At 65.7% G+C, this 20682-nt stretch carries 23 protein-coding genes and 1 pseudogene; 21 read left to right on the top strand and 3 right to left on the bottom strand.

What is annotated here, in order from left to right:
• Positions 1 to 72: 72 nt before the first annotated feature.
• From AC1DZT_RS17845 to AC1DZT_RS17770, 16 genes and pseudogenes are all read left to right on the top strand, one after another.
• Positions 73 to 282 carry a helix-turn-helix transcriptional regulator gene (locus AC1DZT_RS17845; RefSeq protein WP_478007996.1) on the top strand — a complete coding sequence of 70 codons (210 nt, stop codon included), beginning with the start codon at positions 73 to 75 and terminating at the stop codon, positions 280 to 282.
• Positions 283 to 292: 10 nt separating this feature from the next.
• Positions 293 to 781, top strand: a complete 489-nt coding sequence (locus tag AC1DZT_RS17840; protein WP_478007995.1) for a hypothetical protein — start codon at positions 293 to 295, stop codon at positions 779 to 781.
• The gene (locus AC1DZT_RS17835) at positions 778 to 1074 is read left to right on the top strand and encodes a hypothetical protein (RefSeq protein WP_478007994.1); all 297 of its coding nucleotides are present in this window, start codon (positions 778 to 780) and stop codon (positions 1072 to 1074) included. The genes AC1DZT_RS17840 and AC1DZT_RS17835 overlap by 4 nt, the downstream gene beginning before the upstream one ends.
• A complete protein-coding gene (locus AC1DZT_RS17830; protein WP_478007993.1) occupies positions 1074 to 1949 on the top strand; it encodes an ATP-binding protein in 876 nt (291 codons plus the stop codon). The genes AC1DZT_RS17835 and AC1DZT_RS17830 overlap by 1 nt, the downstream gene beginning before the upstream one ends.
• Before the next feature lie 101 nt (positions 1950 to 2050).
• The gene (locus AC1DZT_RS17825) at positions 2051 to 2671 is read left to right on the top strand and encodes a hypothetical protein (RefSeq protein ID WP_478007992.1); all 621 of its coding nucleotides are present in this window, start codon (positions 2051 to 2053) and stop codon (positions 2669 to 2671) included.
• A gap of 13 nt (positions 2672 to 2684) precedes the next feature.
• The gene (locus AC1DZT_RS17820) at positions 2685 to 4370 is read left to right on the top strand and encodes a DEAD/DEAH box helicase (RefSeq protein ID WP_478007991.1); all 1686 of its coding nucleotides are present in this window, start codon (positions 2685 to 2687) and stop codon (positions 4368 to 4370) included.
• Between the two features lie 3 nt (positions 4371 to 4373).
• The gene (locus AC1DZT_RS17815; RefSeq protein ID WP_478007990.1) at positions 4374 to 4784 is read left to right on the top strand and encodes a DUF6511 domain-containing protein; all 411 of its coding nucleotides are present in this window, start codon (positions 4374 to 4376) and stop codon (positions 4782 to 4784) included.
• Positions 4781 to 5551, top strand: coding sequence for a hypothetical protein (locus AC1DZT_RS17810; RefSeq protein WP_478007989.1), 771 nt, complete (start codon positions 4781 to 4783; stop codon positions 5549 to 5551). The genes AC1DZT_RS17815 and AC1DZT_RS17810 overlap by 4 nt, the downstream gene beginning before the upstream one ends.
• The gene (locus tag AC1DZT_RS17805; protein ID WP_478007988.1) at positions 5548 to 7863 is read left to right on the top strand and encodes an AAA family ATPase; all 2316 of its coding nucleotides are present in this window, start codon (positions 5548 to 5550) and stop codon (positions 7861 to 7863) included. Before AC1DZT_RS17810 ends, AC1DZT_RS17805 begins: the two co-directional genes overlap by 4 nt.
• Before the next feature lie 339 nt (positions 7864 to 8202).
• Positions 8203 to 8742, top strand: coding sequence for a crossover junction endodeoxyribonuclease RuvC (locus tag AC1DZT_RS17800; protein WP_478007987.1), 540 nt, complete (start codon positions 8203 to 8205; stop codon positions 8740 to 8742).
• On the top strand, positions 8739 to 8939 hold the full coding sequence (locus AC1DZT_RS17795) for a hypothetical protein (protein WP_306122298.1): 201 nt from the start codon (positions 8739 to 8741) through the stop codon (positions 8937 to 8939). The genes AC1DZT_RS17800 and AC1DZT_RS17795 overlap by 4 nt, the downstream gene beginning before the upstream one ends.
• Positions 8932 to 9309, top strand: a complete 378-nt coding sequence (locus AC1DZT_RS17790; protein ID WP_478007986.1) for a DUF6362 family protein — start codon at positions 8932 to 8934, stop codon at positions 9307 to 9309. Before AC1DZT_RS17795 ends, AC1DZT_RS17790 begins: the two co-directional genes overlap by 8 nt.
• A gap of 440 nt (positions 9310 to 9749) precedes the next feature.
• Positions 9750 to 11090 (top strand): site-specific DNA-methyltransferase, encoded by a 1341-nt coding sequence (locus AC1DZT_RS17785; RefSeq protein ID WP_478007985.1) that lies wholly within the window; start codon positions 9750 to 9752, stop codon positions 11088 to 11090.
• A 1-nt stretch (position 11091) separates the two neighbouring features.
• Positions 11092 to 11598, top strand: a pseudogene (locus tag AC1DZT_RS17780) (DNA cytosine methyltransferase); the annotation flags it as partial.
• A gap of 304 nt (positions 11599 to 11902) precedes the next feature.
• Positions 11903 to 12286: a hypothetical protein gene (locus AC1DZT_RS17775; RefSeq protein WP_478008042.1), complete on the top strand. Its 384-nt coding sequence runs from the start codon at positions 11903 to 11905 to the stop codon at positions 12284 to 12286.
• Complete coding sequence (locus AC1DZT_RS17770) at positions 12283 to 12516, top strand: DUF7220 family protein (protein WP_478007984.1); 234 nt, start codon at positions 12283 to 12285, stop codon at positions 12514 to 12516. The genes AC1DZT_RS17775 and AC1DZT_RS17770 overlap by 4 nt, the downstream gene beginning before the upstream one ends.
• Here AC1DZT_RS17770 and AC1DZT_RS17765 read toward each other — a convergent pair.
• The 3 genes from AC1DZT_RS17765 to AC1DZT_RS17755 form a co-directional block, all read right to left on the bottom strand.
• On the bottom strand, positions 12513 to 13343 hold the full coding sequence (locus AC1DZT_RS17765; protein ID WP_478007983.1) for a DUF429 domain-containing protein: 831 nt from the start codon (positions 13341 to 13343) through the stop codon (positions 12513 to 12515). The two genes, AC1DZT_RS17770 and AC1DZT_RS17765, sit on opposite strands and share 4 nt — an antisense overlap.
• Positions 13344 to 13393: 50 nt before the next feature.
• Entirely contained in the window at positions 13394 to 13954 is a 561-nt protein-coding gene (locus tag AC1DZT_RS17760; protein WP_478007982.1) for a DUF3489 domain-containing protein, read from the bottom strand.
• 88 nt (positions 13955 to 14042) lie between these two features.
• Positions 14043 to 14267, bottom strand: a complete 225-nt coding sequence (locus tag AC1DZT_RS17755) for a hypothetical protein (RefSeq protein WP_478007981.1) — start codon at positions 14265 to 14267, stop codon at positions 14043 to 14045.
• A 111-nt stretch (positions 14268 to 14378) separates the two neighbouring features.
• Here AC1DZT_RS17755 and AC1DZT_RS17750 point away from each other — a divergent pair, with 111 nt between their 5' ends.
• From AC1DZT_RS17750 to AC1DZT_RS17730, 5 genes are read left to right on the top strand one after another with little or no spacing between them, the layout of a single operon-like run.
• The gene (locus AC1DZT_RS17750) at positions 14379 to 14939 is read left to right on the top strand and encodes a hypothetical protein (protein ID WP_478007980.1); all 561 of its coding nucleotides are present in this window, start codon (positions 14379 to 14381) and stop codon (positions 14937 to 14939) included.
• Positions 14887 to 16893 (top strand): phage terminase large subunit family protein, encoded by a 2007-nt coding sequence (locus AC1DZT_RS17745; protein ID WP_478007979.1) that lies wholly within the window; start codon positions 14887 to 14889, stop codon positions 16891 to 16893. The genes AC1DZT_RS17750 and AC1DZT_RS17745 overlap by 53 nt, the downstream gene beginning before the upstream one ends.
• A 1-nt stretch (position 16894) precedes the next feature.
• Entirely contained in the window at positions 16895 to 17104 is a 210-nt protein-coding gene (locus AC1DZT_RS17740) for a phage head-tail joining protein (protein ID WP_478007978.1), read from the top strand.
• Positions 17104 to 18624, top strand: coding sequence for a phage portal protein (locus AC1DZT_RS17735; RefSeq protein WP_478007977.1), 1521 nt, complete (start codon positions 17104 to 17106; stop codon positions 18622 to 18624). The genes AC1DZT_RS17740 and AC1DZT_RS17735 overlap by 1 nt, the downstream gene beginning before the upstream one ends.
• Positions 18625 to 18631: 7 nt before the next feature.
• Entirely contained in the window at positions 18632 to 20665 is a 2034-nt protein-coding gene (locus AC1DZT_RS17730) for a prohead protease/major capsid protein fusion protein (protein ID WP_478007976.1), read from the top strand.
• Positions 20666 to 20682 lie beyond the last annotated feature (17 nt).

The following is a 20682-nucleotide window of genomic DNA, read 5'->3' as shown; positions in this document are numbered from 1 at the left end:
TTGAAAATGAACGTATGTCCAAGTGCCTCGGCGCTGCTGGACATACCCGGAGGCAATTCAACGGAGACCAGCATGTCACTCAGGCATCTGAACCAGATCAATCTCGCCGATCGCTGGAACATTTCGCACCGCACCCTCGAACGGTGGCGCTGGGCCGGTGAAGGTCCGCGGTTCGTCAAACTGGGCGGCCGGGTCGTCTATCGCCTCGAAGACGTCGAAGCCTTCGAACGTGATCAGGTGCGCGCAAGCACATCGGCCAAGCCCGAACTCAAGTCGGCGTGAGGGGGCGGTCATGAACATCCCCAACCGCATCACCCTCAATGACCTGCGCGGCATGCAGGTCGGCGCCATCGCCGCACTTTCGGGCGAAGAACTCGCCCCTCTGCGTCTGGAAGCCGAAGACCAACTGCGCACCGCAAAGGGCCTCTGCGACTGGCTCGATGGGGCGATCGCGCTGAAGTACGGCGACCGGGCCCATGCCGCGCGCAATGCCGATGGCAAAGACACCGGCACGATCCGCTTCGCCGATGGCGCCGTGACCGTGGTCGCTGAACTGCCCAAGCGGGTCGATTGGGACCAGGCGAAGCTCGCGTCCCTTGTCGAGGGCATCAAGGCGGATGGCGACGATCCCACGGAGTACGTCGACATCTCCTTTGATGTTGCCGAGCGCAAGTACTCCGCCTGGCCCGCGCATATCCGCATGGCGTTCGAGGGCGCGCGCACGGTGCGGACCGGCAAACAGCGCTTCCGCTTTTCCCAAAATGACGAGGTGACGAAATGATCGGCCAGAGCAAACTGGGCCAGCTGCGCGCGCGCCATTATGGCCTCGAGAAGCTGCCGGAAACTGTCCGGATCCCCGCGTTGGGCAACCGCCGCGAAGAGACGGTCAAGCCGATCGAAACCGCGACCGTGGACGATCTGGCCTTCGCGCTCATCGCACTGAACGAACAGTCCTCGGTCCTCTACCGCGAGATCGATGCTTTGCGGACCTTGCAGGATGAAGCGCGCAAAGTCGGCGCTCGGGGCGCAGACATTGCAGGCGATGCATTGATTGCAGCGAAGGGGGGCAAGTAATGGCCCTCCCGATCATCAGCGCCGACGAACGGCTGGCGCAGCGCAAGGGTATCAAGGGCTGCATCTTTGGCCGGTCGGGCATCGGCAAAACCAGCCTGCTGTGGACACTGAATGCCCCCACGACCTTGTTCATGGATCTCGAAGCCGGGGATTTGGCGGTCGAGGGCTGGGATGGCGACACGCTGCGGCCCCGCACCTGGAAGGAATGCCGCGACTTCGCCGTGTTCATCGGCGGGCCGAACCCGGCGCTTCGCGAGGACCAGCCCTACAGCCAGGCCCATTTCGATGAGGTCTGCGGCCGCTTCGGCGATCCGGCCGTGGTGGATCGCTACGAGACCATCTTCATCGACAGCATCACTGTGGCGGGGCGGCTCTGCTTTCAGTGGTGCCGGGGTCAGCCCGAGGCATTCTCGGATAAGACCGGTAAACCGGACATCCGAGGTGCCTACGGGCTGCACGGCCGCGAGATGATCGGGTGGTTGACCCACCTGCAGCATGCACGCGGCAAGCATGTCTGGTTTGTGGGCATCCTTGACGAGAAGCTGGACGACTTCAATCGCAAGGTCTTTCAGCCGCAGATCGACGGCAGCAAGACCGGCCTCGAACTGCCGGGCATCGTCGATCAGGTCATCACTATGGCCGACATTGCCGATGCCAATGGCCAGCCCCAGCGCACCTTCGTCTGCCAGACGCTGAATCCCTGGGGCTATCCGGCCAAGGATCGTTCGGGGCGTCTAGCCATGGTCGAGGAACCCCACCTCGGGCGGCTGATGGCCAAGATCCAGAGCCCGATCCGGCCCGCGCAGGAACGTTTGAATTACCCGACCATCGCCACGGCCGATCCTGCCACTGCGGAGGTGCCGGTCAATGGCTGACCGCATCTCGACAGGCCCGATGTCCCGATCCGGGCCCCGCGATGGCTTTTCCTGTTTGACGCCGCCGCGCGTCCTGACCTCCAACTGAAAGGATCCGTGCCATGTCCGGTATCTGGAACGACTTCAACTCTGCCCAATCCAACTCCAACGTCATCCCGAAGGGCACGCTGGCCAAGGTGCGCCTGACCATCCGTCCCGGCGGCTTCGATGATCCCTCGCAAGGCTGGACCGGCGGTTTCGCCAAGCGCGCCGCGACCGGTGCGGTCTATCTCGACGCCGAATACACGGTGGTCGACGGGCCCTATGCGCGGCGCAAGGTCTGGTCGCTGATCGGTCTCTACAGCCCCAAGGGTCCGGACTGGGCCAACATGGGCCGCAGCCTGATCCGCGGCATCCTGAACTCGGCACGTGGGATTTCCGACAAGGACAACTCGCCCGAAGCGCAGGCCCGCCGCCGCATCAACGGGTTCGGCGATCTGGACGGGCTGGAATTCGTGGCCCGGATCGACATTGGCCAGGACACCAACGGCGACGACAAGAACGAGGTGCGGGGCGCTGCCACTCCCGATCACCGCGACTATGCCGCCGTGATGGGGACCGTTGCCATGCCGATCGGCACCTCTGCCCCGCAGGGCTATGCCCCGCAGCAGACGGTGGCCGCCCGTCCCAGCCAGCCCGCTTCCGCCCCCGGCAATGTCGGGCGGCCGAGCTGGGCCCAGTAAGGAGGGATCGGCCATGCGTCTGCGCCCCCGCCAGAAAACCTTCGTCGAGCGCAGCGTGGCTGCGCTCGCCTCCCGCGGCAACACGCTGGGCGTGGCACCCACCGGCGCGGGCAAGACCATCATGCTGTCGGCGGTCACCGGCGAGATGATCGGTGACGGTGCCAAGGCCTGCGTGCTCGCACATCGCGACGAGTTGACCGCCCAGAACCGGGCCAAGTTCCAGCGGGTGGTGCCGGGGATTTCCACGTCGGTGATCGATGCCACCGAGAAATCCTGGGGCGGCCAGGTAGCCTTCGCCATGGTGCCGACGTTGGCACGGGCGTCGAACCTCGCCGACATGCCGCGCCTCGATCTGCTGGTGATCGACGAAGCGCATCACGCGGTCGCCGAGAGCTACCGTCGCATCATCGACAGGGTGCGCGATGCCAATCCCGATGCCCGGATCTTCGGGGTCACGGCGACGCCGAACCGGGGTGACAAGAAGGGGCTGCGCGAGGTTTTCGACAATGTCGCCGACCAGGTGCGGCTGGGTGAGTTGATCGCCTCGGGCCACTTGGTGCCGCCCCGGACCTTCGTTATCGACGTGGGCGTGCAGGCCGAGTTGCGGTCGGTCCGCAAGACCCTTTCGGATTTCGACATGGCCGAAGTCGCGGGCATCATGGACCGCGCCCCCGTCACCGATGAGGTGATCCGGCACTGGAAGGAAAAGGCGGGCGACCGGCAGACCGTGGTATTCTGTTCCACCGTTGCCCATGCCGAACACGTTGCCGAAGCCTTCCGCGCGGCGGGGATCACGGCGGCGCTGATCCACGGCGATCTGGCGTCCGACACCCGCAAGGCGATCCTGGCCGACTATGCGGCGGGCAGCATCCGCGTCATCGTCAATGTGGCCGTGCTGACCGAGGGCTGGGACCACCCGCCCACCTCCTGCGTCGTGCTGCTGCGCCCCAGTTCCTACAAGTCCACCATGATCCAGATGGTCGGGCGTGGCCTGCGCATCGTGGATCCGGAAGAACACCCCGGCATCGTGAAAACCGATTGCGTCGTCCTGGACTTCGGCACTTCCAGCCTGATCCACGGCACGCTGGAACAGGATGTCGATCTGGAGGGCAAGACCGAGGCTGGTGAGGCCCCGACCAAATCCTGCCCCGGCTGCGGCGCGGAGATCCCGCTGGCCGCAACCGAATGCCCGCTCTGTGGCGAGGTTTTCCCGCGGGAGGACGAAGACGGCGAAGGCGGTGGTGTAGCGCCGCTGTCGGGTTTCATCATGACAGAGATCGACCTGCTGAAGCGGTCCAGCTTTGCATGGGTCGACCTTTTCGGAACCGATGATGCGATGATGGCCACCGGCTTCACCGCTTGGGGCGGCATCTTCTGGCTGGACGGGGTCTGGTATGCCGTGGGCGGTGGCAAGAATGAGCGCCCGCACTTGCTGGGTGTCGGCGAGCGCACCGTGTGCCTCGCGCAGGCCGACGACTGGCTGAACACCCACGAAACCGACGAAAGCGCCTTCAAGACCCGTTCCTGGCTGCGCCAGCCGCCGACCGAAAAGCAGCTGCAATACTTGGCCCCCGAATGCCGCCATGACTTCGGCCTGACGCGCTACCGCGCCTCGGCGCTGATGACCTTCGGCTTCAATAAGCGCGCCATCCGCCAGTTGATCGACGGCGCGGCCAGCCCCGAACGGAGGGCGGCATGACCCATGACCTCCATCACCATCATTACGGCCGAGGACCGGCGGCGGCCATGGCATCCGCGTGGAACACTCTGTGCTGTCTGCCGGCAACCAAGCCATGGCTTTGGCTGGTTCGATCCGCACCGCTCGAAGCGGCCCCGGCCATCGGTCTGGTTCTGCTCGATGTCCTGCCAAGGCTACTGGACGCGTTTGGCGCGGGAGCGTGTGGCCATGGTTGACCTGACCGATGAAGAGCGCGCGGCCATCGCCGCCACCATGAAGCGCGTCGCCTTGCTGATGGACGAGATCGGCTGGGCTACCCCTCTGGGTGGTCTGACCGAGGCGCAAGTGCGTGCCCTGATCGAAGAGGCCGTCGAGGGTTTCCGCGAAGCCATGTCCGACATCGCCAAAGCCAATGCGCCGGAGGTGCCGTTTTGACCCTCGATTACAATTCTCGCCCCAGCTTCGCCGACCGGGTCAACGCCGCCGTCGATCGCGCCCTGACTGCCGATCAGGCGACCCGCACGCCCCGCGACTATCTTGGCGGGTCCCGCCTTGGCCATGCCTGCGAGCGCGCCCTGCAGTTTGAATTCACGGCCACGCCGAAAGACGATGGCCAGGACTTCAGTGGTCAATCGCTGCGCATCTTCGCCATCGGCCATGGGCTTGAAGACCTGGCGGTCGCCTGGCTGCGCGGTGCAGGTTTTGACCTCTACACCCGGAAGGGCAACCGGCCCGATGGCGGCCAGTTCGGCTTTTCCATCGCGGGCGGGCGCATTCGGGGCCATGTCGACGGCATCATCGCTGCTGGCCCTGTGGGTTTCGATCTCGCCGTTCCCGCGCTCTGGGAATGCAAGACGATGAACGCCAAGAACTGGCGGGCCTGCGTCAAGGACGGCGTGACGAAATCCAAACCCGTCTATGCCGCGCAAATCGCCGTCTATCAGGCCTACATGGAAGCCAGCGTGCCAGGCATCAGCGCCGCGCCCGCCGTGTTCACCACGATCAACAAGGATACGGCCGAGTTGCACCACGAGCAGGTGCCCTTCGATGCCGATCTTGCGCAGCGCATGTCGGATCGCGGGGTGCGGATCCTTCAGGCAACCGATGCGGGCGAGTTGCTGCCGCGCATCGCCGCCAGCGCCGATTTCTTCGAATGCCGCTTCTGCCCTTGGGCGGCACGTTGCTGGAGCCTCGCGCCTTGACCAGTGACATCGTGCATTTCAACCCCTGGACGGACTTCAACGACGGGCCGCCGACTGCGACCCCCTCCGGCTGTGATCCCGACCCGGATCAGATCTCCATCTTCCTCGACACCGTGTTCAGCTGGTGCGAGGGGCTGATCCCGCTACGCGGCTTCGTCGACAGGGGTCAGGGCCGGGACGGCAAGCCGCATAACATCTGGATATCGGCAGACACGACCGCCCGCGAAAAGCTGGCGACCTTCGCCGCATGGGCCAACCGTGAAGGCGCTGCGGTCTATGTCATCCCCGGCACGGTCGCCGAACAGGGCCAGGCCCGCGCCGCCGATGTGCTGCAGATGCAGGCCATCGTGGTCGACCTCGACGCGGGCGACATCCCGGCCAAGCTGGATTACATCGTCAGCCACGTTGGGGTGCCCACGCTGATCGTGGAAAGCGGTGGACGCACGCCCGAGGGTGCTGCCAAGCTGCATGTCTGGTGGAAACTGACCGAACCCGCCGAGGGCGAGGATCTGGCCACCCTGTGCCGCCTGCGCGGCGATATCGCCATCAAGGCCGGCGGCGACACCCATTTCCGATCAGCACACCAGCCGATCCGTGTCGCGGGAACGGTCTACCACAAGCACGGGCACCAGCGGCTGGTGCAAATCCGCGACCACCATCCGATCGAAGTCGATCTGGCCGACTTCGCGGAACGGGTGGCCGACATGCCGCCGCTGCTGGGCGTGGGCATGACCAGCACGCCGCTGCCCGCCGCCAAGCCGAGCGTCGACGCCATCCTGACTACCCCGGTGCGTGAGGGTGCGGTGGATGACTGGTCGCGGTTTCAGGGGGCGAGCGCCGCCATCGGCCATTACATCCGCCTGGTGCACGACGGCCGCATTGACCCTGCCGAAGGCTGGGAAGCGATCTGCGGCTACAACGCTGCCATGCTGCGCCCTGAATGGCCGCTCGATCGGTTGCAGGCCGAGGCAGAACGGCTGTGGGCCCTGCATGTGAAGCGCAACGGCCCGCCGCTCATTCGCGCGGCCCGCATGAACGCCCCCGCCAGCCCGTTGCAAACCTTCAGCCTTGGCGCGCTGCTCGATGATCGCAGCCCCATGCCCGATGACATCATCTCGCCGCGTGTGCTGACGCCGGGCGGACTACTGGTGCTGGGCGGCGCGCCGAAGGTCGGCAAGAGCGACTTCCTGATCTCGTGGCTCGTCCACATGGCGGCAGGCGTGCCGTTCCTAGGCTTCACGCCGCCCCGGCCGCTGCGCGTGTTCTATCTGCAGGCGGAAATCCAGTATCACTACCTGCGTGAGCGAATGCAGCAGATCAGCTTGGCCCCCGGGGTGATCGCGGCCGCACGCGACACCTTCATCGCCACTCCGAAACTGAAGCTGCTACTGGATGCCGACGGTGTTACCCGCATCGCCGAGGCAATCCGGGCGGCTTTTCCCGATGCGCCACCCGACATCATTGTCATCGATCCGATCCGCAACCTGTTCGATGGCGGCCCGGATGGCGGCGGCGAGAACGACAACACTGCCATGATGTTCTTCCTGAAGGACCGGGTCGAGGTGCTGCGCGAAGCGGTCAGTCCGGACGCCGGCGTGATCCTCGCACACCACACCCGCAAGGCGGCCAAGCATCAGGTCAAGGACGATCCCTTCCTTGCCCTCTCCGGCGCCAGCGCGCTGCGCGGCTTCTATACCTCGGGGCTTCTCATGCACCGGCCCGACGAGGACAGCACCCAGCGTCGCCTGGAAATCGAGTTGCGCAATGGCCCCACGCTGCCCGGCAAGCTGATCGACAAGGTGGCGGGGCGCTGGGTCGAATTGAACCCGATGAACGAGCGGCTGGTGCGCAAGGAGGTTGGGGCCAAGTTCGACGCCGAACGGCTGCGCAAGCACGATGTCATCCTTGGCATGCTCCTCGATGAGGCGGCGGGCGAACGGCTCTACACCGCCATGCAGTTCGCCGAGACCTTCGAGAACCGGGGTGGTCTGGGCAGCAAACACACCATTCGCGAGCGCCTCTCTGTGCTCGCCACCAAGGGTTTCGTGAAGTTCCTGCGCGACCCCTCCGGCTTTGGCTTTCCCGTCACCCGGTCACGGTTCGGCTATCTCTGCGTGGAAGGCATGCAGTTCGGTTTGCCCGTCGAGGAGGTCGATCCGACCACTGGCGAGGTCACCACGACCGCCCGTCCGGTCCTGCCCAGCCACTTCAAATGCCCCCAGTCCGGGCTCAGCCTGCAGGTCGAAAATCCGGCTGTCTGGGTCTACCAGGACAGGCCGGAAGACGACCTAACTCATATGAGTGAGGCCTGACTCATATGACAGCGCCAACTGTGCACTCAATGAAATCAACGGGTTACGCGCAAATAAGAGTTAGGTCCCTAACTCATGCCCGAAGACTTCATGAAGTCTTATTCCCCAACAAAATCAACGTGTTGATTCGGTTCGAACAGTTAGGTGCTGAACCCCCATACTACGTATGGGATGGCCCCACCCAAGGGTGGGCCACTCATCCCATGCGTAAGGGCCTGGCGCGCGGGCCGCCCTGACAGGTCTCCCCATCCCCCGATCCGACGACGGCGGCCCGTACCGCCAAGCACATGACCGCCGTCGTCTTCTGCCCGACCAGCCCCCCAAGACAGGAGAGCCATCATGGCTGCGACGACTCTGATCCCCAATTCCGACAGCGCAAGGTTTGAATTGCTGCCCGTCACCAGTTCAAGCCACCACTGCATCCTCGCCCTCGATCTGGGCACCACCACAGGCTGGGCCCTGCGCGGCCACGACGGTCTGATCACCAGCGGCACCGCCAGCTTCCGCCCCGGTCGCTTCGACGGCGGCGGCATGCGCTACCTGCGGTTCACCAACTGGCTGGGAGAGCTGGACCGCCTGTCCGGTCCCATCGCCGCCATCTGGTTCGAGGAGGTCCGCCGCCATGTCGCGACCGATGCGGCCCATGTCTATGGCGGGCTGATGGCCACGCTGACCGCATGGGCCGAACTGCGGGGCGTGCCCTACGAGGGTGTGCCGGTCGGCACGATCAAACGCCACGCAACCGGCAAGGGCAATGCCGACAAGGACGCGATGATCGCCGCTGCCCGCGCCCGTGGCTTCAGCCCCGCTGACGACAACGAGGCTGATGCCATCGCGCTTCTGCTTTGGGCCATTGCAACGAATGGGGGTGTCGAATGAGGTGGCATCCCCACGGCTACGGCGGCCAGCGCCGCGACCCCGATCAGGTCAAGCGCGAAGGTTGGCACGAACAGGGCGTGCTGGCGGTGTCGGCCGACGATCAGCGTCTGACATGGCCGGAGCGCGAACTGGTCCGCCAGCTTGGGGAGAAGCTCTACGGGCGACGCCCGATGGGAAAGGAGGTTCGGCATGGCTGACCGCATCTGGACGGCCGAGTGCGTGGCCGATCATTTCGAGGAGGCGTTCCGCACTCTGCGCAAACTGCCCCCGGTCAAGGCGCAGGGGTTCTTCAACGCCTGGCCGCAGATCGTGCGTACCAGCCGCGAGATCGCCGCGATGGAGCCTGAGCCGATGCGGGTCTGGCCATCGGCCGCAGCCATCACGCGGCTGGAGCAGACCTCGGACTGGGTGCTGTGGATCGAGGAGGCCGAGCGCAAGCTCGTCTGGTCCCGCGCCGCACGCGTCCCATGGAAGCAGATCAGCGGCGAGATAGGCTGCGACCGCACCACCGCGTGGCGGCGCTGGCAGCTGGCGCTGACCAAGATCGCGGCGCGACTGAATGCGTGAGCGACTCCAATGTGTTGCAACACTTTTCCCTTCGACATCTGCAACATGTTCGTGCTATTCCGAAGGCAAGATGGGGAGAGTGCGCCGAAGGGTTCACTCTCCCCTTTGCTTTTGGGCGGATGCGGTTGGATTTCGGGTTGGCTTCCGGGGTCCGGGAAGGGTCCAACCGGGGTCCATCCCGCTAACCCACTGATTTCTGGTTCCTTCCTGGCCATATTCGTATGCTGGCGGGCGAAGCGCGGCACATCGCTAGCGACAGGGCCGGATTTTTGGGAAGCCACCCGGAAGCCACCGCCGCCTGAACCCGCCTGAAACACCGCAAAATCAAACCCTTGAAGCTGGACGCCTCCGGTGGCCGCTGGACCCCGCGTGGAGTCCAGACTGGACCCCGGAGTCCGGAAGCCAGGGGTATCCACCCTGATCCGAGGAATGACCCGACGATGACGCTGAGCTTTGCCCCGGATCGCATCGAGATGTGGCCACTTGCCAAGCTCCAGCCCTATGCCCGCAATGCCAAGGCGCATGGCGCGGATCAGGTTGCGAAGATCGCCGCCAGCATGGCCGAGTTCGGCTGGACCGTGCCCTGCCTCGTGGCAGAGGATGGCGAGTTGATCGCGGGTCATGGCCGGGTGCTGGCGGCGACGCAGCTGGGGCTAACCGAGGCACCGGTGATCGTGCTTGGGCATCTGACCGAGGCGCAGCGGCGGGCCTACCGGATCGCGGACAACAAGCTGACGGAGTTGGGCACCTGGGACGAGGCGCTGTTGTCAGCGGAACTGAACGACCTGCTGGCAGAGGATTTCGACCTGTCGCTGGTCGGCTTCTCCGACGGCGAGTTGGACAAGCTGCTGGCGTTCGTGCCGGAAGAGGACGGGCAAGAAGGTGGCGCCGGGGGCTCGGTGCCGCCGGTGACCATCCCTGAACCGCCGCGCAATCCGGCCTCGCGCACCGGCGATCTGTGGATCCTCGGTGACCACCGGCTGCTGTGCGGCGACAGCACCAGTGCTGCCGATGTGCGCCGTCTGATGAATGGCGAGCGTGCCATCCTGTTCGCAACCGATCCGCCGTATCTCGTCGACTATGACGGCTCGAACCACCCGACCCGCAACAAGGATTGGTCGGCGTCTTATGGTACGACCTGGGACGACAGCTCGCAGGGGGCCGAGCTTTACGACGGCTTCATCGCGGCCGCTGTTGCGGAGGCCATCGCCGAGAATGCCGCGTGGTATTGTTGGCACGCCTCGCGCCGCCAGGCGATGCTGGAAGCGTGCTGGGAAAAGGCCGGGGCCTTCGTGCATCAGCAGATCATCTGGGTAAAGGACCGCGGGGTTCTGACGCGCTCGCATTACCTCTGGAAGCACGAGCCCTGCTTCATGGGCTGGCGGCGTCCGAACCGCCCGCCGAAGGTGGCCGAGGAAACCCTGCCATCGACCTGGGCGCTGCCCAGCTTCGCGAAGGACGAGCGGCCCGACCATCCGACGCCGAAACCGCTCGATGCCTTCGGGATCCCGATGCGCCAACATGTTGCGCGGGGCGGGCTATGCTACGAGCCGTTCTCGGGCTCCGGCTCCCAGATCATGGCGGGCGAGGCCAATGGCCGCCGCGTCTTCGCGATGGAGATCAGCCCGGCCTACATCGATGTTGCCGTCGAACGCTGGCAGGCCGACACGGGACGCGACGCGATCCTCGACGGCGATGGCCGGACCTTTGCACAGGTGAGAACGGAGAGGCTGGGGGATACCCCGGCCGCGCCTGAAACCCAACCCGAAGCCACCGCGTGACATGCATGACCTGGCTTTACCTTCCGCCGGACTTGGCTCCGGAGCCGCAGACGCATGTCTCTTCGGCCTCTCCCTCTGCTCCGGCGCTGGCGGGCTCGACCTCGGCCTCACCATCGCCATCCCCGGATATCGTGCTGTGGGCCATGTCGAACGGGAAACCTTCGCCGCAGCCACTCTCGTGGCGCGGATGGAAGACGCGTCCCTGGATGAGGCTGTTGTCTGGGACGACGTTGGAACCTTCGACGGCCGCCCTTGGCATGGTGCGGTGGATATCGTCACTGCGGGCTATCCGTGCCAGCCGTTCTCGGTCGCAGGCAAGCGCCGGGGCGCTGACGACGCGCGCCATCTCTGGCCCCATGTCGCCCGGATCATCGGCGAGGTCGAGCCGCCCTTCGTGTTCCTCGAGAATGTCGCCCATCATCTCCGCCTCGGTTTCCCCGAAGTCGCCGCAGGACTGGTCGGCATGGGCTACCGCCTTGCGGCAGGCCTCTTCACAGCGGCGGAAGTCGGTGCGCCCCACCGGCGCGAACGTCTGTTCATCCTTGCCATCCGCGAGGGGGACGAACTGGCCGACCCCGCGCGCCTGCTCTGGAACCCGCTCGAGCGGCGGGAACCGGACGGAACTGCTGCGCCTCTGGCCGACGCCGAGGGCCAGCGCCAACGAGAACCGGCAAACGAAGCCGACGCCCTCGCAGGAAGCCGGTCAGCACGGGATAAATCTGGCGACGACGGCCGCACTTTGGCCGACGCCGCAGATCGACAGCTTCCGCAGCCGGGGTGGCGAGCGGAAGGGCGAAAAGGGTCTGGACCGGATGGCACGGGACTGGCCGACGCCGATGGCGAACGACGGCTGCAAACCGAGCGCGGGCAACCGCAAGACGGCGGACTTGACCCACGCCAGCCAGATGTGGATGACGCCGACGGCGCGGGATCACAAGGATGGGGCCACGACATTGGCGAACACGCCAGTGAACGGCCTGCTTGGCCGCCAGGTCCTGGTGACGCCGATGGCTGGGAGCGATACCTGCGATGTGCGCCGAACCTTGAACCCGCTGTTCGTCGAGGCGCTGATGGGCTGGCCCACCGGGTGGACCGCCTTCGCCTCTGCGGCAACGGCGTGGTCCCCCTGGTTGCGGCGCATGCGCTGCGAACTCTGGCAGCTGAATTGCTGGCCAATGGATGAGGTGGCGCCATGAAGCAGTCCCGCCTCATGTCGCTGGTCGAGTCTATCGCCAACGTGATCGTCGGCTACGGCGTCGCGGTCGCTACCCAGATCCTGATCTTCCCGATCTTCGGATTGCACACGACGCTGGCGCAGAACCTGAAGATGGGCGCGGTGTTCACTTTGGTCAGCATCGCGCGGTCCTATGTCCTGCGGCGGCTGTTCGAGGCAATCCGGGTTAGAGGCTGGAGGTTGCGGTCCTAGGCGATTGGCACACCACGCTCATTTGCTGCTTGCTCCAGTCTGGGCCGCGTGAATTCAGACATCGGCGTAACCATGTAGCCATTGGTCAAGTCACCGAGCATGGCTGAACAGGAGACTGGCCCGGCCCGCCACGCCAGACCGATCAGAGCGCAGAGGGCTGCGTCCAGCTTGTCCTGATCGGCCTTCCGAGGCTGAAAGAGCGCGTGCATGCGGTCGGACCAGTCGGCGAGGCCACTCAAGTCGAAACCCTGTGCGGTAGTTTGGACTACGCGCGTCACGGACCGCCAGTCTTCCAGACGGAATTTCTTCCGGTTTTGCGGGTTGTACTTTGGCGCGCGTAAACGCTGAGAAAAGGCATCCTCGAACGCCGGGAGAGCAAGCGCCGGAAACACTTCGATCAGAAAATGTCCGGCAGGTGCCGTGCGCGCCTCGATAGGATCTTGCGTCGCATTGAGATCCGAAAGGAAAGACCAAACGGGCGAGTCGTCACAGAACATGCCGATCTTGCTACGGTTGGCAGGCTGAACGCCTCCGCCGACAAATGAGACCAACGACCCGGCAACCTTGTCAACCGGACGACTTCCTGCGGAATTGGGCACGACCGTTGGTTGATCAAGTGCGACGAGGCTCACAGAAAAATCTTGACGGAGCGATCCGATGAAGGCTCGCGCATCTGCAAATGAGACGAGACGAGGTTCATGAAACTCGACTTGGCCACGCTCATCGAACGCGATGGCACAGATTGCTCCCGGCGCTTTTGCGGAATCTGTCCACGCTGAGTCGAAACCGAAGATGATCGTGCTGCTTTGCGGGTTCCGGTAATCCATGTGGTCCTCCGCAAAGCAGCATAGCCAAAAGGTGCTGCGAATAAAGGCGATTAGTTGGCCAGTCTATACACCCGCCCGCGCCCCTCGACCTTCTCTGAGGTCACTTCGAGCCCGAGTTTCTTCTTCAGCGCCCCGGCCATCGCGCCCCGGATCGTGTGCGCCTGCCAGCCCGTGGCGGCGGTGATCTCCTCGATGGTCGCGCCGTCCGGCGCGCGCAGCATGGCGATCAGCGTGGCCTGCTTGGTCCCCTCGCGCGGCGTGCGCGCCGTTGGCGCGGTTTCGGCGCCGGTCGGGGTGTCAGGCGCGGGCGCGTCGCTCGGCGCTTCGTTGGCGCTCGTGGGCGCGCCCTCGGGCTCGATGCCAATGGCGGCGAGTCCCGCGTCCGTCGCAACCAGTGTGGTGCCGTGGCCGTCACCGGTTTCGCGCCACATGGGTTCGCCCTTGCGCAGGTTGGCGTCGACCTCCTGAAGGAGGCCCTTGGAGATCATCGCGCCGACCACCTTGGCGGCGGCACCGCCGCGCAGGCTCTCGGGCAGCGGCAGGGCGATGCGCTCAGGCCGCTGGGCGGCGGCGCTCAGGATCATGGCTTGGGTGTCGGAAAGCTGGGTCATCGTCGTCTCCGTGTCGGGGCGCACGGGATGCGAGCCCTTCTACGAGGCCAAGCCCCGCTGGGCGGGGCTCGCGCGATGGCTGGCTGGGTTACTCGGCGTGTTCGCCCTCGCCAAAAAGAAAATCGGCGATCTTCCGGAGGTCGCTGGCGACGCTGCTGATCGAGCCAACGCTGCCCCAATTGACCGCGTCCGGATCGAAGTTGAAATGGTCGTCGCTGAGCGCCTGAAGTCGGGCGAGCATCGCGTCGATCTCGGCCTTCTTGCCGAGGAAGGCGTCGAGGGCTGTCGTGCTGTCTTGTGCGCGGCGGGTCATTTCGGTGGCTCCCAAGTGAGTTGAATCGTCCTTCTGAAAGGACGTTCGCTCTGTCCGTCGCGCTTATCAACTCGATAAGCACATGAATCTGAATGATAATCGGAGCGGCCAATGCAGGGCATGAGCGAGCGCCAGTACGCCGCGCATGTCGGGCTGTCGCGGGGCGCGATCCAGAAGGCGAAGACGGCCGAGCGCCTGGTCCTGTTCGCCGATGGCAGCATCAACGCGGACGCCAGCGATGTGCGCCGGGCGGAAACCACCGACCCGTCGAAGACCCGAAAGCCCCCCGAGCAGAAGTTGCGGCCGGTCCCCGAGGCGGCCGTCGCCGCCGTCGGCGACACCTTGCGCGAACAGGGTCTGGCGGTCCCGGCGGTCGGCGGGGGCACGACCTACCTGCAGGCCAAGACGGCCAACGAGGTGCTGAAGGCGCAGGAGCGGCGGATCCGGCTGCAAAAGCTGAAGGGGGAGTTAATCGAGCGGGCCCGGGCGCTGTCGCTGGTGTTCCGGCTGGCGCGGGAGGTGCGGGACGCATGGGTGAACTGGCCCGCGCGGTCGTCGGCATTGATGGCGGCGGAACTGGGCGTGGAACCTGCCGCGATGCAGAAGGCCTTGGAAAAACATGTCCGTGCCCACCTCGACGAGCTTGCCGAGGTCCGGCCTGACTTCCGGTGAAACTGACGACGACCTGACCGATTTCGACGGCGCGGCGGAAATCCTGCGCACCTGGGGCGCGGGGCTGACGCCCGATCCCGATCTGACCGTTTCGCAATGGGCCGACCGGCATCGGATGCTGTCGGGCCGCGCCTCGGCAGAACCAGGGCGCTATCGCACCGCGCGCACGCCTTACATGCGCGAGATCATGGATCGGCTGTCGCCCGGCGATGTGATGCAACGCATCGTGTTCATGAAGGCGGCACAGGTCGGCGCGACCGAGGCAGGCAACAACTGGATCGGCTTTGCCATCCACCAGGCGCCGGGCCCAATGCTGGCGGTCCAGCCGACAGTGGAACTGGCGAAGCGCAACTCGCGTCAGCGGATCGACCCGCTAATCGACGAAAGCCCGGACCTGCGGGACCGGGTCAAACCGGCGCGTTCGCGGGATGCTGGCAACACCATGCTGTCGAAGGAGTTTGCGGGCGGCATCCTGATCATGACCGGGGCGAACTCGGCGGTCGGGCTGCGGTCCACCCCGGCGCGCTACATCTTCCTCGACGAGGTCGACGCCTATCCGGCCTCGGCCGACGAGGAAGGCGATCCGGTCACGCTGGCCGAGGCGCGGTCGCTGACTTTTGCCCATCGGCGCAAGGTATTTCTGGTCTCGACCCCCACCATCCGGGGGCTGAGCCGGATCGAACGCGAGTATGAGGCCAGCGATCAGCGCCGGTTCTTCGTGCCATGCCCGCATTGTGGACATGACCAGTGGCTGAAGTTCGACCGCCTGCGCTGGCAGAAGGGCAAGCCGGAAACGGCGGAATATCATTGCGAAGGCTGTGACCAGCCCATCGGCGAACACAACAAGACGGCGATGCTGGAGGCTGGCGAATGGCGCGCGACTGCCGCTGCCGCCGATCCGACCACGGTCGGGTATCACCTCTCGGCGCTTTACTCGCCGATCGGCTGGCTGAGCTGGGAGCGGATCGTGCGATCATGGGAAGCAGCCCAAGGGTCGGACGAGGCGATCAAGGCGTTCCGTAACACGATCCTTGGCGAAACTTGGGTCGAGACCGGGGAAGCGCCGGACTGGCAGCGGCTCTACGACCGGCGCGAGCGCTGGATATCCGGCACGGTGCCTGCGGGCGGGTTGTTCCTGACCGCTGGGGCCGACGTCCAGAAGGACCGGATCGAGGTCGACGTCTGGGCCTGGGGTCGCGGGCTGGAGAGCTGGCTCGTCGATCATGTTGTGATTGAGGGCGGGCCGGACCGACACGATGCCTGGTTGGAGCTGACGACCTTGCTGGACCGGTCCTGGTCGCATGAACGCGGCGCGCATCTGCGCATCGCGCGGCTTGCCATCGACACCGGCTATGAAGCCCCGGCGGTCTATTCGTGGTCGCGGGCGCAGGGATTTGCGCAGGTATCGCCGGTCAAGGGTGTCGAGGGGTTCAACCGCTCCAGCCCGGTCTCGGGTCCGACCTTCGTCGACGCGACCGAGGGCGGAAGACGCCTGCGGCGCGGCGCGCGGCTCTGGACGGTGGCGGTGTCGACCTTCAAGGCCGAAACCTATCGCTTCCTGCGGCTGGCGCGGCCGACCGATGAGGACATGGCCGATGGGGCCGCGTTCCCGCCCGGCTCGGTGCATCTGCCGCACTGGGTCGAGAACGAATGGCTGAAGCAGTTCGTGGCCGAACAGCTGGTGACGGTGCGCACCAAGCGCGGCTTTGCCCGGCTGGAATGGCAGAAGCTGCGCGAACGCAACGAGGCGCTGGATTGCCGGGTCTATGCCCGCGCCGCCGCCTGGATCGCGGGGGCGGATCGCTGGACCGACGAGAAATGGCGCGATCTCGAGGATCAACTCGGGGCAGCGCCGACGGAAATGGATGGCGCGGGACGGGTCAACCGGCCGCAAGCCGCACCCCAGGGAAAACGGCAGTCGGACTGGCTTGGCCGACGCGGAGGATGGTTTTGACATGACCGACTGGACGGAAACGGAGTTGGCGGCCCTGCGCCGGGCCTATGCCAGCGGCACGACCCGGGTCAGCTATGACGGCAAATCCGTCGACTATGGCTCGGCCGAGGATCTGCTGGGCCGCATCCGGACCATCGAACGCGCGATCGCGGGCGTCAGTCGACCGCTGCCCGTGGCCGGGCTCGCGGGCTTCTCGCGCGGGGATCGCTGATGCCTGCGAACTGGATGGACCATGCCATCGGCTCGGTCGCCCCGCGCATGGCGGCCCGGCGTGTGCTGGCGCGTCAGGCCTTCGAGACCCTGACGCGGGGATATGACGGCGCGTCCAAGGGGCGGCGTACGGACGGGTGGCGCGCGCCGGGATCCTCGGCCGACACCGAAATCGGCGTGGCGGGGGCACTGTTGCGCGACCGGATGCGCGATCTCGTCCGGAACAACCCGCATGCGGCCAAGGCGGTGGCGGTGCTGGTGAACAACATCGTGGGTAGCGGCATCATGCCCCGTGCGGCCAGCGGCGACGACAAGCTGGACCGAAAGGTCGACGCCCTGTTCACCCGCTGGACGGCCGATTGCGATGCGGACGGCCAGCTGGATTTCTACGGGCTGCAGACGCTGATCTGTCGGGAGATGGTCGAGGCGGGCGAGGTGCTAGTGCGCCGCCGTCTGCGTCGGGTGGGGGACGGTCTAGCGGTGCCGCTGCAGTTGCAGGTGCTTGAGGCAGATTTCCTCGACGCCACAAAGTCCAGCAACGTTGGCGCGGGGCGCATCGTGCAGGGCATCGAATTCGACGCCGTGGGCAAGCGCCGTGCTTACTGGCTCTACACCGACCATCCGGGCGATGCCCAAGGCAGCTTGCGGGGTGGGGCGGCAAGTCGCCCGGTCCCCGCCACTGAGATCGCCCATGTCTATGAAAAGCAGCGCACGCAGGTACGCGGCGTGCCTTGGGGCGCGCCGGTGATCCGGTCTCTGCGTGATCTCGACGACTATGAAGTGGCCGAACTGGTCCGCAAGAAGACTGAAGCCTGCGTTACCGCCATCGTCTTCGGCGACGACGAATCACAGCAGGGCATCGCGCCCGCCGTGGTCGATGCCGACGGAAACCGGGTCGAGCAGTTTGAGCCGGGCCTGATTGCCTATGCACGGGGCGGTAAGGACATCCGCTTCAACCAGCCGTCCGCCACCGGCGGCTACGGCGAATACAAGCGGGCCAGCCTGCACACGATCTCGGCCGGGTTCCGCGTGCCTTACGAGTTGCTGACCGGTGATCTCAGTCAGGTCAACTACTCCTCGATCCGGGCCGGGCTGGTCGAATTCCGTCGTCAGATCGACGCAGTGCAATGGCAGTTGTTCATCCCGATGTTCTGCGCCCCGGTCTGGCGCTGGTTCACCGAAGCCGCATGGGCAGCGGGGCAGATCCCTTCGCCCGACGTGCCGGTCGAATGGTCGCCACCGAAGTTCGAAGCAGTCGATCCGCAGAAGGACGCTCTGGCGAACCTCCTATCGATCCGCTCAGGCACCATGACCTTGGCGGAGGTGATCGCAAAACAGGGCCGCAATCCAGATGCGGTTCTTGCGGAAATCGCCGCCACCAATACCAAGCTCGACGCCCTCGGCATCGTTCTCGACAGCGACCCGCGCCGCGTCACCAAGACCGGCAGCGCGCAAACTAGCGATCCGGCCGCCGACCCTGCCGCAGATCCGGCCGGATCCCCATCCACAGCACAGGAGTAACAGGGCCATGCCCGAAACGATCATGGCGATGCCGGTCGCCCTGCCGATGCAGCTGCGGCGCGCGCCCATCCTGCCTGCGACCGTCGATGCCGAGGCCCGCTCTATCGATGTGGTCTTCACCACTGGCGCGGCCGTCCGGCGGCGGCGCTGGACCGGCTGGGACACCTCCGTCCCCTTCGACGAGATCCTCGAGGTCAGCGACCGGGCGGTAGACCTGACCCGCCTCAATGCCGGGGCCCCGGCGCTCGACAGCCATTCGGTCTGGTCCTCCTACTCGCAGGTGGGCGTGGTCGAACGCGCCTGGATCGAGGGCAAGGAAGGCAAGGCCACTATCCGCTTTCCCCGCGAAGGGCTCGATCAGGCCGCCGACCGCATGTTCGGCCTGATCAGCGACGGCATCATCCGCAACGTCTCGGTCGGCTACTCCATCGAGCGGGTGAAAGTGGTCGAGCCCGCCGCCAAGGGCGATGTCGAACAACGCATCGTCGAGCGCTGGACCCCTCTCGAGGTGAGCTTCGTGACCGTTCCCGCCGATCCCCGCGCGCAGGTGCGCGCTGCCGATCAGGCCAACTATCCCGTTGAAATCGTCGATATCCGCATGCAAAAGGAGGCATCCATGCCTGAGAACACGACCACCGTGGCAGGGGATGCCCCCGCCAGCCATGAAACCCGGCAGGTCCCCCTCGCGGCCCCGCCTCAGACCGAACCGACCGCCGCGCGTATGCCGGAACCGGCTCCGGCGCCCGATACCGAGGCCATCGCAACCCGCGCCCGCGAGGGCGAACGCGACCGCGTCTCCACCATCTACGATCTGGCGGGCCGTCTGAACCTCGAGCGCGGCTTTGCCGAGGATCTGGTCAAGCGCGGGGTCACCGTGGATGAATCCCGCCGTCTGATCCTGGATCAGGTCGCGGCCAGGTCGGATGAGACCCGCACCTTCCCGCATGTGTCGATCCCCCTCGGCGGCCGGGATGAACGCGTGACCCGCCGCGATGCTGTGGCCAATGCGCTCTTGCACCGCTACAGCCCGACGCTGTTCCAGCTGGACGACTCTGCCCGCCAGTACCGCGGCATGTCGCTTCTGGAACTGGCCCGCGAAAGCCTGGCCAATGCGGGCGTCAACACTCGCGGCCTGTCGCGCGACGAGGTGGCGACCCGCTCGCTGCATTCCACCTCCGACTTCCCCGAAATCCTGTCGGCGGTCACCAACAAGACCCTGCGGCAGGCCTACGAGACCTATCCCCGCACCTTCATGTTTTTCTGCCGGCAGGTGCTCGCCACCGACTTCAAGGCGATGAACCGGGTGCAATTGGGCGAAGCGCCCCAGCTGCTGGAGGTCGGCGAAAGCGGCGAGTTCAAGCGCGGGACGCTCGGCGAGAGCAAGGAAAGCTACAAGGTCAAGACCTATGGCCGTGTGGTCGCGATCACCCGTCAGACCCTGATCAATGACGATCTGGACGCCTTCACCCGGATCCCGGCGATGTATGGCAACTCCATCGCGCAGCTGGAAAGTGATGTGGTCTGGGGCATCATCACCGCCAACCCGGCGATGGCTGATGGCAACGCGCTGTTCCATGCCAACCACAAGAACCTCGCCGGCACCGGCACGGCGCTGGCGGTGGATGCGGTGGGGGCGGCGCGCGCGGCGATGGCGCTGCAGACCGGCTTCGACAAGAAGACCGTGCTGAACGTCCGACCCGCTTTCCTGATCGTGCCGGCTGCGCTGGAACTGAAGGCCGAGCAGCTGGTGGCGCAAAACCTTGTGCCCGCCGACAGCACCAAGGTCGTGCCGCAGTCGATCAGGACCCTCTCGCCCATCAGCGAACCCCGTCTTGATGCCAACAGCGCCACCGCTTGGTATCTGGCGGCCAGTCCGAACCAGATCGACACCATCGAGTACGCCTATTTGGAAGGCCAGCAGGGCGCCTATATCGAGACCCGCAACGGCTTCGATGTGGATGGGGTGGAGATCAAGTGCCGCCTCGACTTCGGTGCCAAGGCCATCGACTGGCGCGGGCTCTACAAGAACCCCGGCGCGTAACGCGACCGTCCTGAAAC

The sequence above is a fragment of the Rhodobacter sp. P1_C2 genome, from assembly GCF_056406375.1.
This window is presented reverse-complemented; position numbering and strand designations above follow the sequence as displayed.